The organism is Azonexus hydrophilus (assembly GCF_038368255.1).
In the GTDB taxonomy this organism is placed as follows: domain Bacteria; phylum Pseudomonadota; class Gammaproteobacteria; order Burkholderiales; family Rhodocyclaceae; genus Azonexus; species Azonexus hydrophilus.
On record NZ_CP151406.1, the window covers coordinates 492,628 to 505,342 of the forward strand.

A 12,715-nucleotide genomic window follows, 5' to 3' on the forward strand; every position below is an offset into this window, starting at 1 on the left:
GCACCTATTTTAATAAACAAGGAGACACTGATGAACCGCCGCCACTTCCTTCGTTCGCTGGCTGCCGCCGGAGTCGTCGGTGCTGCCGAATTCGCACCCTGGCATGCGGTCAGCGCCTTCGCCAACGACCTCGACAATTTCGTCCGTGGCCCGGCGGTCAAGGATCACCCGCTGCGCCAGTTGTCGAAGCATGTGTGGATGATCTTCTCGCCCGATGGTTTCCCGACCCCGGAAAACCAGGGGATGATGTGCAACCTGACCTTCATCGACACGCCCAAGGGGCTGGTTGCCGTGGACACCGGCGCTTCGGTGCAGATCGGCGAAATGGCCATCCGCCAATTGAAGCAGAAGTTCAACAAGCCGGTCGTGGCGATCATTAACACCCACTATCACGGCGACCATTTCCTCGGTAACCAGGCCTTCGTTGAAGCTTACGGCGACATGCCGATCTACGCCCATGCCGGCACCATCGAGCAGATCAAGGGGATGGAAGGCAACACCTGGCGGCGCCTGATGGAGCAATGGACCAATCAGGCGACGATGGGAACCAAGGTTGTGGCGCCGACTGTTACGGTCGATCACGGCCAGGAACTGAAATTTGGCGACGTCGTGCTCCGCCTGCACCACTACGGCAAGGCGCACACGCCGTCCGACATCTGCGTCGAGGTCGTCGGCGACGGTCTGACCTGCATCGGTGACGTCGCCATGAACGGTCGCATCGCCAACATGGACGACGGTTCCTACGCCGGTACGCTGAAAACCTACGTGGCGCTCGAAAAGAACGCGCCGTCGAAAATCTGGCTGCCCGGCCACGGCGAACCCGGGGCGGGTGTCCTGGCCTGGAACCGCAGCCTGTTCGAGGGCATCTACGAAAGCTGCGTCAAGGCGGTAGAGGCCGGTCAGCCGATGGAGGAAGCCAAGGAACTGGTCCTGCGCGACCCGCGCGTCGCCAGCCAGGCACGCACGACCAAGGGTTTCGACAGCAACATCGGCAAGTACGTCAGCCTCGCCTACCTGGAAGCCGAAGCCGCTGCCTTCTGAAACGGAAAACGCATGAAAAAGCTCGATCATCAACGCCTCGACCAGGTCGTCGCCGCCGCCCGCAAGGCCGCCGACGAACGCGAGAAGGGCTACCGCGAACGGGCGCTGAAGCTTTACCCGTGGATCTGTGGTCGCTGCGCCCGCGAGTTCACGCACGCCAACCTGCGCGAACTGACCGTGCATCACCGCGACCACAACCACGACAACAACCCGGCCGACGGCAGCAACTGGGAGTTGTTGTGCCTGTACTGCCACGACAACGAACACCAGAAGCAGATCGAGGCCGACCGGGGCTACACCGACAGCCGCAACAACGAATCGATGGCCACGCACTCGCCCTTCGCCGCGCTGAAATCACTGCTCAAAAAAGACCAATAGCCGATGCAGCGCCCGAAAAGCCCGGTATCGGCAGGCACCGACCGGGGAACCCGCATCGCCCTGCTGTTCGCGCTGGTCGCCCAGCGTCTCGACAGCTACTACGAACACGGCCAGGAACTCACCCCGGCCCAGGGCGCCACCCTCGCCGCCGACTGGCTCGCCCGCAGCAGGCGCAGTCTGGCGCAGGAGGACCGCCTCCATCTCTCCCGCCTGAGCGACGACATGGCGCGCGCCATGCGCAGCACGCTCTCCCGCGAGGCCGGTCTGTTCACCGCCCACGAAATGATGCAGGCACTCGACCCCAACTACCATTCGGAACTGGCCCAGCAGCTGATGATCGAATGCGAGCGGCTGCTCGACAGCGACTGAAGCACGGTAAGCTGCCAAGGAGCGTCGAAGAACGGCACCAATTCACGGACAGGCTGGTCTGAGCTTTCGTTGCCGAATGGAGAAACGCATGAACAACGAAAACCCCCTGCTCATCGAAGTCGTCTCGGATGTCGTCTGTCCCTGGTGCTTCATCGGCCAGCGCCGGCTGGCGCGCGCCATCGACCTCGTCCGCGCCGAGGTGCCCGACTTCCGGCATGAAATCCGCTGGCGCCCCTTCTTCCTCAACCCGGATACGCCGCCGGCAGGCGAACCCTACCTGCCCTTCCTCGTGCAGAAATTCGGCAGCCGGGCACAAGTCGAAGGCATCTGGCAGCGGGTCCGCGAAATTGGCGCCCCGCTCGGCATCGACTACCGCTTCGAGAAAATCGAGGTGCGCGCCAACACGCTAGCGGCACACCGCCTGATCCACTGGGCGCAACAACAAGGCGATGCCGCTGGGCTGGTCGAAGGCTTGTTCAAGGCCCAGTTCGAACAGGGCGAAAACGTCGGCGACCCAGAAGTCCTCGCCCGGGTCGCCGCCGCCTGCGGCCACGACCCGGCCACCGTGCTCGCCTACCTCGAATCCGACGAGGACGCCGCCACCGTCCAGCAAATGGAACGCGAATCCCGAAGCTGGGGCGTCAGCTCCGTACCGACCTTCGTCTTCGCCCGCCAGTCCGGTATCCAGGGGGCGGAGGAAGCGCGGGTGCTGGCGGACGGGATTCGGCAGGCGTGGGCAGCGATGGCGGGGTGAAGCGCTTCGAAGACCGGCCGACGGGCAACAAAAAGGCCGGCGGGGTTGCCCCGGCCGGCCTTGGCGTGAAGTTTTCCGCTTACTGAACTTGCTGGATACCGGCGATCACCCAGCCACGGCTGCCGTCGGTCGGCTTCATCATGTGCCAGATTTCCGAGAAGTTCTCGACCGGGCCGTTGCGTTCTTCGCGGATCTGGCCGCTGAAATGCACGCTGACGACGTAACGGCTGGCTTCCTCGGCGACGTCGATGACCTGGGCGTCGAGCTCGACGACATCGGTTTCCTGCGTCGCGCCGTTGCGCTCGGCGATGGCCATCTTGATCTCGGCGAACATTTCCGGCGAGGTGAATTCGCGGATGTCGTCGAGGTTGCCGGCGTCGTTGGCGGCCTGCAGGCGGATGAAGTTGACCTTGGCGTTGCGCACGAAGCCCTCGGCGTCGAAATCGGCCGGGATGTTGCCGCTACCCGTCGACTCAAGCGCTTCGGCTGCCGGCGTGAAGCCAGAAGAACCGCCGGCCGGAGTGAAGTCCGGACGGGTGACATTGCCCGGCTGGCTGCCGTAGTTGGCGCCGGCAGCGGCGTACTGCATGCCGCCTTGTGCCTGGGCGCCGGCCTTCTTGCGCATGAAGAAGGCGATGGCGCCAATGACGACCATGGCGAGCAGGGCGATCATCATGAAATTGGCCAGCTCTTCGCCGAAACCGAGGTGCGAGGCCAGCGCGGCCAGGCCAAGACCGGCAGCCAGACCGGCGACCGGGCCCATCCAGGAACGCTTCGGCTGGGCTTGCGGGGCTGCGGCCGGTTGCTGGCGCTGGGCCTGGTTGAAATTGTTGCTCGGCGGCGTGGCCTGGCGTTGCATGCCGGTCGAGCCACCGCCCCCGAGGCGCTTGGCTTCCGCATCGTTGATGTTCAGCGTGAAGCCGAGAACGACGGCTGCCGCCATTGCAATGAACTTGTTCATGTTTGTCTCCTTCGGACAGTGATGTTCCGCGATTGTACGCAGCCGAAGCATCTAGTAAAAACAGCGTGTCGCTGCAGTATGTTTCGAAAAAAATTGACGGTCAGGCTTGCAGCAGGGCCGCTGCCACCGCCGGATCGGCGGGGAAATAGAAATGCACGTAGGAGGCGGTCAGCCGTTGCCGGCGGTAGATGGCCTCGCCCTCACGGCCGTCGGCAGTGACGGCGCGGCACAGTGGCGGCAGCGGTGTTTCGCTCTTCGAGTAATGGAAGGTATGGCCGGCCAGCCGGCCTTCGGGCAGTTCGGCGAATTGCGTGCCGAGCGCTGCCAGCCGCTGCTGCATGACCGCCCGCCCGGGCAGCAGGCCGGCGAAGCGGTGGGCTTGGCCGGTTTTGTCGACGACTTCCTCGAACAGGCTCATCATGCCGCCGCATTCGGCGAGTAGCGGTTTGCCGGCGTCGACGTGGGCGTGCAATGCCTGCCACAGGCCGGCGTTGGCGCTCAGTGCGGCGGCGTGCAGTTCCGGGTAGCCGCCGGGCAGCCAGACAGCGTCGCACTCAGGCAGCGCATCGCCGGCGACTGGCGAAAAGAAGCGCAGCTCGGCGCCAAGCGCCTGCAGGGTTTCCAGGTTGGCCGGGTAGATGAAGCCGTAGGCGGCGTCGCGGGCGATGGCGATGCGCCGGCCGGCAAGTAGCGGCGGCACGGTCGGCGGTGGTGCGTCGCCGAAAGATACCGGTTCAGGCAGGTCGACGGTGGCACTTTCAGCCAGCGCGTCGGCCAGCCGGTCGAGGCGGGCTTCGAGATCGTCGATCTCGGCTGCCTGGAGCAGGCCGAGGTGGCGTTCGGGCAGGCTGTCGCCGCTTTTCGGCAAGGCGCCGAACCAGCCCACGCCGGGCGCCAGGCATTCCTTGAGCATCTCGGCGTGGCGGGCGCCGGCAACGCGGTTGGCCAGCACCCCGGCAAACGGCAGGCCGGGCCGGTAGGTGGCCAGCCCGTGAGCCACCGCGCCGAAGGTCTGGGCCATGGAGCCGGCGTCGATCAGCGCCAGCACGGGGATGCCGAAGCGTTCAGCGATATCGGCCGCCGACGGTTTGCCATCGAACAAACCCATCACGCCTTCAATCAGGATCAGGTCCGACTCGGCCGCCGCCCGCGCCAGCCGCCAGCGCGCATCAGCCTCGCCGCACATGCCGAGGTCGAGGTTCTGGCACGGCCGGCCGCTGGCGAAGGCATGAATCTGCGGATCGAGGAAATCCGGACCGCATTTGAAAACGGTGACGCGCCGTCCCTGGCGCGCATGCAGCCGCGCCAGCGCGGCGGTAACGGTAGTCTTGCCCTGGCCGGAGGCAGGGGCGGCGATGAGCAGGGCGGGGCAGGCGGGCATCAGTGATTAGCAGACAGTTGTGTTGATAGCCGGCGGGATTCTCGCACGCGAGACCAGATTCAGGCTGCCCTTCGGCGGTGTGCCTGATCGCGGTTGCTCAATCGAGCAGTTCGATTTCGCCGTAGTGCAGGCGGACTAGGTCTTTTGCCGCCAGTTGCTTGAGCGCCTGGTTGACGCTTTGGCGGCTGATGCCCAGCATCCGCCCCAGAACTTCCTGACCGATACGAATGCGCTGGCGGGCGATATCACGACTGCCATAGCCCTGCGCCAGCAGGCGCAACCGCCGCAGTACGCGCTCCTCAAGGGGGAGTTGCGCCAGCTCCTCGAGCACGGCAAAGCTCACCCGCAGTTTGCGACAGGTCAGGCGGGCGATGTCGCGCCAGTATTGCGGACGGGTTTCCAGCCATCGTTCCAGTCCGGCCCCGGGTATCACCAGGACTTCGCCGGGGAGATCGGCGATGGCGTCGTGGGTGCGTGGCTGGCCATCGATCACCGAGATTTCCCCAAACCACTGGTAGGGCTCCAGGTGAGCAAGGACTGCGGCCCGACCATCGGCATCATGGGCGCCAATGTGCACGGCGCCGGCGATCACGCAGTACATGCCGCTGGCCGGGCTGCCCCGGGTGAACAGTGCTTCGCCCACCTCCAAGCGGCGCACAACGGCCATGCTCAGCAAGGCCTGCTGCAACGGCGGCGGGCAGCTCGCAAACCAGTCGTCGCTCAGGAGAGCGGCCTGCAAAGTCATCGGGGCGGGGGGCAGCGGGTTGATCGTCGGCATTGTCAAAATTCTGACAGACTCTGGCCGGCCCGTGGTGCATCCTGCGTACAAACAACACGGAGACCATGATGACCCCTTCGACCACCCTGCTGGTGAGCTACGCCCGTTATCACCGCGACCCCCGCAATATCGCCACCCACTACGCGGGCATCCCCCTGATCATCTTTGCCATTGGCGTTCTGCTCGGGCGCCTTCAGTTTTCCCCGCTCGGATTGCCCCTGAACGGCGCCGTGATGCTCTGGGCATTGGCTGCCGCCTGGTACCTTTATCAAGGCGTGAGCGTGGTGACCATGGCGACCATCGCCGTGACCGGCCTGCTGGTGATGTTTGCCCAGCCCTTCGCTCAGGCCGCGCTGCTTACCTGGCTGGCCGCAGGCCTGGGCAGCTTCGTCGTCGGCTGGGCATTCCAGCTCGTCGGGCATGTCTGGGAGGGGCGCAAGCCTGCTTTTGTCGATGACATCCGCGGTCTGCTCGTCGGCCCCATGTTTGTGACGGCCGAAGTCTGGTTTGCCCTGGGGGGCGGCAAGTCGTTGCGCGATCAGATCGACGCCGAAGCCGGCCCGGTGGCGCGCCAGACCCCTCGTCCGACCGGGCAGGCATGAAACCAGCGCCACGCTTCCTGGTCATGGGCGCCGGCAGCGTTGGCTGCTACCTGGGGGGCTGCCTGCAGCATGCGGGCGCGCAGGTCGATTTCGTCGGTCGGCCCCTTGTGCTGCAGACCTTGCGCACGCACGGCCTGCGCCTGAGCGACCGCGATGGTCGGAACCAGTTCCTGGCGCCGGCGCAATTGCGGCTTCACGAGCAGGTTCCCACTGCTTGTCATCCCGATCTGGTGTTGCTGTGTGTCAAAAGCCGTGCCACTGAAGCGGCTGCGCAGGAGCTTGAACGCCATCTGGCAGCAGGCACCCCGGTGCTGTCGCTGCAGAATGGCCTGCACAACGTGACGCTGGCGCAAGCCGTGGCGCCAGGTCTGAATTGGCTGGCTGGCATGGTGCCGTTCAATATTGCCGAAATCGGCCCGGGTTGTTTTCACCGTGGCAGCGATGGCCAGTTGGCAGCCGAGGAGCATGCCCCGCTAGCTCGCAGTGCCGATTGGTTTGCCCAAGCCGGTGTGCCGCTGGCCCTGCACGCCGACCTGAAACCGATACAACGGGGCAAGCTGCTGCTCAACCTCAACAATCCGGTCAATGCGCTTTCGGGTCTGCCGTTGCGTGCCCAATTGCTGGACGCGGGTTACCGCCAGCAGTTTGCCGGCTTGATGCGCGAGGCGCTGGCGCTGATGCGGCTGGACGGGGCAGAGCCGGCCGCGCTGACGCCCCTGCCCTGGAATCTGTTGATCCGTATCTTGTGCTTGCCGACGCCGCTGTTTCGCCTGATTGCCGCTCGCTTGCTGCGTATTGATCCGCAGGCCCGTTCCAGCATGGCGGATGATCTGGCTGCCGGGCGGCCGACCGAGATCGACGTGCTCTGCGGCGAGATCGTGCGTCTGGCCGAGCGGCTAGGTCGCCGCGCCCCACTGAACGAGGCCATGGTCGCCCGTATCCAGACCCTGAGCACCCGCCCGACGACTACACCATGATGACGACGACCCAACGCGATGCGGGCTTGAGCCTGCTGCTGGCTTGCCTTTTTCTCGCCCTGTGTTTTGGTGCTGCCGAATGGACGGCGGGAACGCCTTTGTTCTCCCTCTCGCCGCCGGGCGGCGGTCCCGCCGATATGGCCGAGTCCTTGCGCCAGGACCTGCACCTGACCTTTTTCACCATCTGGGCCGCGTTGCTGCTGGCCGCGCCAGCGCTGGCGCTGTTGCCCAGCATCAACCGCTCACGCCAGGCCTGGCATTGGTGGCGCATCAGCTGGAGTGCTTCCCTGGTGGTGTTCGCCGTGCACTTCTACTGGGCCGTGGTCATCATTTTCGACAACGACTGGTCGCGCATCCTGAACACTCCCCGGGTCACCGTGCCGCGTCTGGACACCGTATTCGCCGTCTGGTGGGTGATTGACGTCTGCCTGGCCTGGACCTGGCAGACCAGGGCGTACTGGATGCTCTGCCAACGCTGGGCGTTGCATCTGCTGGCCTTTGTTCTCTTCTTCGTGGGGGCGGCGCGCGAGGGTGAGTTGCCGATTTCCCGTGTGCTCGGCTGGACCATGGCGGTACTTGTGTTCATCGGTTTGCTGAGCCGACTGTTCCGCCGGAATTCGGGCGCGTTCCGGCCGTAGTCGAAACGCCTCGCTTAGTCCCGGGGAATCACCACTCCAGCCCCGGCATCGCCTTGACCCCGGCCTGGAAGGCGTGTTTTTCCATGCCGATGTCGCTGACCGTATCGGCCGCGTCGCGCAGTGCCTGCGGTGCGGCGCGACCGGTGACGATGACGTGCTGCATGGCCGGGCGCGAGAGCAGCTTGGCGATGACGGCATCGAGGTCGAGCCAGCCGTACTTGAAGGCGTAGGTCATTTCGTCGAGGACGACCAGGCTGATCTCGGGGTTGGCCAGGTGCTGGCAGGCAACGTCCCAGGCAGCCTGGGCGGCCTTGGCATCGCGTTCCTTGTCCTGGGTCTCCCAGGTGAAGCCTTCGCCGCCAACATGCCAGGCGACGTTCGGCTGCTGGCGGAAAAAGGCTTCCTCGCCGGTATCCGAGCGGCCCTTGACGAACTGGACGACGCCCACCTTGAGGCCGTGGCCGAGCGCCCGGGCGACGACGCCAAAAGCGGCCGACGACTTGCCTTTGCCGTTGCCGGTGTTGATCACCAGCACGCCGCGTTCCTGCTGGGCGGCGTCGATCTTGCCGTCGATCACGGCCTTCTTTTTCTGCATGCGTTGTTCGTGGCTGATCGTCATGAGGTTTTACTCCGGGATGAAACAGCGGTGGCCGCGATCTTCGATCTGCCGCAGGCCGTGGCCGTAGAGTTCGGACAGCGTTGCCGCGGTCAGGATGTCGTCGACTGTGCCCTGTGCGCAACGACCGTCGCCGTAGACCAGCAATGCCCGGTCGCAGAAGCGGTGGGCCAGTGCCGGATCGTGCAGGACCATGACGACGGCGGCGCCGCAGTCGCGGGCGGTGCCGGCGAACAGTTCGAGGACGGCCATCTGGTGGTTGAGGTCGAGGTGCGACAAGGGTTCGTCGAGCAGGTAGAGCGTTGCCGCCTGCGTCAGCAAGGTAGCGATGGCCAGGCGCTGACGTTCGCCGCCGGACAGTGTGTGTACCTGGCGGGCTTCCATGCCGGCCAGACCGAGGGCTTTCAGGGCGCTCCTCGCCAGTTCGGCATCGTGCTTCGATTCCCAGTCCCAGCGACCGAGATGGGGATGGCGACCGGTGAGTGCGGTTTCGAGGACGGTCGAGCCGAACGGATCGTTCTGGAACTGACCGAGCCAGGCCCGGCGCAGTGCCGCCTGGCGCGGCGGCAGCAAGGCGCAGTCCTCGCCGTCGAGCAGCACGGCCCCGGCCTGCGGCGGACGCAGGCCGGCCAGTGTTGACAGCAGCGTCGACTTGCCGGCGCCGTTACGGCCGAGGATGGCCAGCCGTTCGCCCGGCTGCAGGCTGAGGTTGAGGCAGTCGACGACGGTTTTGCCGCCGATGTCGACGCTGAGCTGGCGGGCTTCGAGCAAGGGGGCGCTCATTTCGGTTGCCTCGACAGCAGGAACAGGAAAACCGGCACGCCGATCAGCGCGGTGAGTACGCCGACCGGCAGTTGCAGGGGCGCGATCACCGTGCGGGCGGCGGTATCGGCCAGCACCAGCAGCGAACCGCCGGCGAGTACGGTGGCCGGCAGCAACAGGCGTTGATCGTTGCCGGTGGCGAGTCGGACCAGGTGCGGGACGACCAGACCGACGAAACCGATTGAGCCGGCCGTGGTCACCGAGGCGGCGGTGGCCACCGAAGCCAGCAGATAAACCGTGTAGCGTAGCCGCCCCACCGCCACGCCCAGCGCCTGGGCCTGCATCAGGCCGCGCGACAGCAGGTTGAGTTCGCGGGCGAACGGCATCGCGCAGGCCAGTGCGACCACCAGCGCCAGTGCCGCCGGCCACCAGGTGAAGGTCTGCCCAAGGTCGCCCATCAGCCAGAACAGCATGCCGTGCAGCTTGCCTTCGTCGGCAATCGACAGCATCAGGGCAATCAGCGCGCCGCAGCCGGCGGCGACGATGACGCCGGTGAGCAGCAGGCGGGTCTGCGTCCAGCTACCGTCGCCATGCGCCAGCCCGAAGACCAGGAACATGGCACCGAGCGCGCCGGCAAAGGCGAGTCCGTCGACGGCCAGCAGCGGCAGCCCGATCAGGATGCCGAACATGGCGCCGACGCCGGCCCCGCCCGAGATACCGAGCACGTAAGGATCGGCCAGCGGATTGCGCAGCAGCACCTGCATCAGCGCCCCGGCCAGCGCCAGCAAGCCGCCGCAGGCGAAGCCGGCGAGTGCCCGTGGCAGGCGCAATTGCACGACCATGTCAGCCGCCCCGTCGCCGTGCCCGAACAACGCGGCGACGATGTCGGGCAGCGGCACCTTGAGGCTGCCCGCCGACAGGGCCAAGGCGAAACTCGCCAGCGCCAGCAGGCTGAGCGCGGAGAGAATCAGGAAGGCACGGCGGCGGGTGGGCATGGATTATTTCGGACTGTAGCGGATGCCGATGAAGGCGTTGCGCCCCGGGGTGGCGTAGGTGTTGACGAGTATATAGTCCCGGTCAAAGAGGTTGTTGACGCGGGCAAATACGCTCCAGGCCGGGGCAAAGCGGTAGGCGGCGTAGAGGTTGACCAGTGTATAGCTGCCCATATCCACTTTCGGGCCGGTGGACGGATACTCATGACGTTTGCCAGTGAACTGGAATTCGGTTCGCCAGTTCCATGGACCAATCTCCTGCCCAGCTGAAGCGTTGGCCGAATGCCGGGCGCGCCTGGGCAATTGCCTGCTGTTCTTCTGGTCTTTTGCGTCTAGCCAGTCGTAATTGAAGGCCAGATCGAAGCCGCGCAGTCTGCCTTGCCAGTTCAAAGTGGCGCCTTCAATTCTGGCGGTGTCGATATTGGTCGGGGTGGTGACTGCGCCGACCTGGGTCCAGGAGATCATGTCCTTGATGTGGTTGAGATACCAGGTCAGTGACAGAGCGTGATTTCCGGCTTCATGGTGAATCGTTATTTCGCGGTTTACTGCTGATTCTGGACGTACGTCCGGGTTCCCGATGTAGCCGCTTTTCAGGGGGTAATAGAGATCGTTGAACGTAGGCGCTTTGAACGCCGTGCCAATACTGGCACTGGCTCGCCAATTGGGCGTTAGACGATAGCCATAAGCAAGGGAGCCGGTGGTCTTGTCACCGAAAAGCGAGTCGTCATCATGGCGAATGCTTCCCTGCAGGCGATGTTGGCCAAAGCCGCGGTTCCAGCCCAGTTGAACGGAATCGTTTTGGCGTGTTTTTTCCGCGTAGTTGTCCGACGTCGTGATGGATTGTCGCGTGCTTTCCAGTCCGACCAGAAGATTGCCCCAGCGAGTATTCAGGTCGTGTTGCCACGAATACAGATTCTGATCGGTGTTGAACCGGCTATCGAACAAACCGTTACGCAGGTTGTCGGAATAATCGTTGCTGCGCCCGAATGTGAGTGTGCTGTTCCAGTTCGGGTTGATCTTGTTTTTCAATACCAAGGAGCCGTTGCCGTTCCGGGTCTTGCTCACCCAGTCGTTGGTAGCGCCACTGCCGTCATAACGGCTCATTCCGTCCGCATGAAGTGCCGACAGCAGCACTTCATGGCCCGGAGCGAAGGTATAACCCAGACGCGCCGATGCCGCGAGGTTGTGAAAACCATCCTTGTCCGGGTTGGCTGTAGTTGTCCAGGGGCGACTGTTGAAGCCCTTGGTGCTCTCGTGAGACACGGTTGCGCCATAGTTCCAGCCATTCTGTTTGCCAGACATGCTCACACTGCCATTTTGCGTACCGTAGTTACCGGCACCGGCTTCGGCGGAGAAATGAAAGGTTTCTTCGCTGCGTCGGGTGAAGATCTGGACCACGCCGCCGATGGCGTCACTGCCGTACATTGCGGAGGCTGGACCGCGGATGATCTCGATGCGTTCAATCTGCGCAACGGGAATGCGAGACCAGGAAACGTTCCCGTTAGTTGCCGAGCCCATTCGCATGCCATCGACAAGAAGCAGGGCGTGTTTGCCGTTAGTGCCTCGGATGAGCAGCGATGATTCGGCGCCCCAGCTGCCGTTGGCAACGATCTGTATGCCCGGCTGGGCAGCCAGGATCTGTTCGAGATTGGTGTGGCCGGCGGCTTCAATCTCGTTGCGCTCGATCACGCTGACATCGGTCAACACTTCGCTGACCCGCATCGGCTGGCGTGTCGCGGTGACCACCATGGTGTCGAGGCTGGCAAGCTGCTCCGTGGCCTGCAGTGGTTGGCAAAAAGCGAGCGGTAACAATACCGCCAGCGGCTTCAAACGTGAGTTCATGGATTTCCCCTTTCCGGCAGGCGTCCCCGCATGCCGGAATGCATTGACAAGGAAGTGCGCAGGGGAGAGGGCTGGTCAGGAACCGGCACCACCACCCCGTGGTACTTCCGCTAGGTGTGCAAGGCCGGTATCCGGGCTCACAAGTCTTGACGTATCGCCTTCCCAGGTTTCCCCAGTGGCTTCGTGATACGCCCGCACTTGCTTACCGTTGCGGGGGCAGCAGCGGCTTGGTCTCGTTGGAGACGCACCGCTTTCCCGTTTAACTGCGCTTGGTGAAAACCGCGCGCAGCACCTGACACGGCGCGCATTCTAGCGCGCCTGGCCGGGAGATGCGAATGCCAATGGCGTCGACAGCCGATAAAACACTTTGAAAATAGCTGCTTAGTCCTTGACCGGGCAGCATTTGTCCCTCTATAGTGCGCGCCATGAATAGCGAATTCGAAGCGCTCGAAGCCAAGATCGATCAGGTCGTCGCCCTGGTGCACCAGTTGCGTGCCGAGAACGAAGTCCTGAAGAACCAGATAGCCACGGCCGAGGCCGAGCGTCTGCACTTGCGCTCGACGATGACGGCTGCCCGCGAGCGGCTGGAAGGCCTGATGGACAAGCTGCCCGAGGATGCCTGAG

Annotated in this window: 15 protein-coding genes and 1 riboswitch; of the genes, 8 read left to right on the forward strand and 7 right to left on the reverse strand. The window is 64.3% G+C overall.

Annotated features, from left to right (window positions below; genetic code table 11):
• Positions 1-30 precede the first annotated feature (30 nt).
• The 4 genes from AADV58_RS02390 to AADV58_RS02405 all read left to right on the forward strand — a co-directional run bounded on the left by AADV58_RS02390 (position 31) and on the right by AADV58_RS02405 (position 2,542).
• Positions 31-1,041: an MBL fold metallo-hydrolase gene (locus AADV58_RS02390; protein ID WP_341743980.1), complete on the forward strand. Its 1,011-nt coding sequence runs from the start codon at positions 31-33 to the stop codon at positions 1,039-1,041.
• 12 nt (positions 1,042-1,053) lie between these two features.
• Positions 1,054-1,419, forward strand: a complete 366-nt coding sequence (locus AADV58_RS02395) for a YajD family HNH nuclease (protein WP_341743981.1) — start codon at positions 1,054-1,056, stop codon at positions 1,417-1,419.
• Positions 1,420-1,422: 3 nt separating this feature from the next.
• On the forward strand, positions 1,423-1,788 hold the full coding sequence (locus AADV58_RS02400; protein ID WP_341743982.1) for a hypothetical protein: 366 nt from the start codon (positions 1,423-1,425) through the stop codon (positions 1,786-1,788).
• 88 nt (positions 1,789-1,876) lie between these two features.
• On the forward strand, positions 1,877-2,542 hold the full coding sequence (locus AADV58_RS02405) for a DsbA family oxidoreductase (protein WP_341743983.1): 666 nt from the start codon (positions 1,877-1,879) through the stop codon (positions 2,540-2,542).
• Positions 2,543-2,621: 79 nt separating this feature from the next.
• On the opposite strand, the gene AADV58_RS02410 is transcribed toward AADV58_RS02405, so the two are convergent.
• The 3 genes from AADV58_RS02410 to AADV58_RS02420 form a co-directional block, all read right to left on the reverse strand.
• On the reverse strand, positions 2,622-3,503 hold the full coding sequence (locus AADV58_RS02410; protein WP_341743984.1) for a Tim44-like domain-containing protein: 882 nt from the start codon (positions 3,501-3,503) through the stop codon (positions 2,622-2,624).
• Positions 3,504-3,603: 100 nt separating this feature from the next.
• Positions 3,604-4,884 carry a cobyrinate a,c-diamide synthase gene (locus AADV58_RS02415; RefSeq protein WP_281982288.1) on the reverse strand — a complete coding sequence of 427 codons (1,281 nt, stop codon included), beginning with the start codon at positions 4,882-4,884 and terminating at the stop codon, positions 3,604-3,606.
• A 97-nt stretch (positions 4,885-4,981) separates the two neighbouring features.
• Complete coding sequence (locus tag AADV58_RS02420; RefSeq protein ID WP_341743985.1) at positions 4,982-5,662, reverse strand: Crp/Fnr family transcriptional regulator; 681 nt, start codon at positions 5,660-5,662, stop codon at positions 4,982-4,984.
• A 65-nt stretch (positions 5,663-5,727) separates the two neighbouring features.
• On the opposite strand from AADV58_RS02420, the gene AADV58_RS02425 reads away from it, so the two are divergent.
• The 3 genes from AADV58_RS02425 to AADV58_RS02435 are packed head-to-tail and all read left to right on the forward strand — an operon-like array spanning position 5,728 to position 7,879.
• Positions 5,728-6,264, forward strand: a complete 537-nt coding sequence (locus AADV58_RS02425; protein WP_341743986.1) for a DUF962 domain-containing protein — start codon at positions 5,728-5,730, stop codon at positions 6,262-6,264.
• Complete coding sequence (locus AADV58_RS02430) at positions 6,261-7,241, forward strand: 2-dehydropantoate 2-reductase (protein WP_341743987.1); 981 nt, start codon at positions 6,261-6,263, stop codon at positions 7,239-7,241. Before AADV58_RS02425 ends, AADV58_RS02430 begins: the two co-directional genes overlap by 4 nt.
• Complete coding sequence (locus tag AADV58_RS02435) at positions 7,238-7,879, forward strand: hypothetical protein (protein ID WP_341743988.1); 642 nt, start codon at positions 7,238-7,240, stop codon at positions 7,877-7,879. Before AADV58_RS02430 ends, AADV58_RS02435 begins: the two co-directional genes overlap by 4 nt.
• Before the next feature lie 28 nt (positions 7,880-7,907).
• Here the strand turns inward: AADV58_RS02435 and cobO are convergent, their stop codons facing one another.
• Genes cobO through AADV58_RS02455 form a run of 4 tightly spaced genes read right to left on the reverse strand, consistent with a single transcriptional unit; the run spans position 7,908 to position 12,091 of the window.
• Positions 7,908-8,498 carry a cob(I)yrinic acid a,c-diamide adenosyltransferase gene (gene cobO, locus AADV58_RS02440; protein WP_341743989.1) on the reverse strand — a complete coding sequence of 197 codons (591 nt, stop codon included), beginning with the start codon at positions 8,496-8,498 and terminating at the stop codon, positions 7,908-7,910.
• A gap of 6 nt (positions 8,499-8,504) precedes the next feature.
• Positions 8,505-9,278: an ABC transporter ATP-binding protein gene (locus AADV58_RS02445; RefSeq protein WP_341743990.1), complete on the reverse strand. Its 774-nt coding sequence runs from the start codon at positions 9,276-9,278 to the stop codon at positions 8,505-8,507.
• On the reverse strand, positions 9,275-10,252 hold the full coding sequence (locus AADV58_RS02450) for an iron ABC transporter permease (RefSeq protein ID WP_341743991.1): 978 nt from the start codon (positions 10,250-10,252) through the stop codon (positions 9,275-9,277). Before AADV58_RS02450 ends, AADV58_RS02445 begins: the two co-directional genes overlap by 4 nt.
• Before the next feature lie 3 nt (positions 10,253-10,255).
• On the reverse strand, positions 10,256-12,091 hold the full coding sequence (locus AADV58_RS02455; protein ID WP_341743992.1) for a TonB-dependent receptor domain-containing protein: 1,836 nt from the start codon (positions 12,089-12,091) through the stop codon (positions 10,256-10,258).
• Positions 12,092-12,196: 105 nt separating this feature from the next.
• Positions 12,197-12,402: riboswitch (cobalamin riboswitch) on the reverse strand.
• A 114-nt stretch (positions 12,403-12,516) separates the two neighbouring features.
• Between AADV58_RS02455 and AADV58_RS02460 the strand changes: the two genes are divergently transcribed.
• The gene (locus AADV58_RS02460; RefSeq protein ID WP_028993739.1) at positions 12,517-12,714 is read left to right on the forward strand and encodes a hypothetical protein; all 198 of its coding nucleotides are present in this window, start codon (positions 12,517-12,519) and stop codon (positions 12,712-12,714) included.
• The last annotated feature ends 1 nt before the right edge of the window (position 12,715 follow it).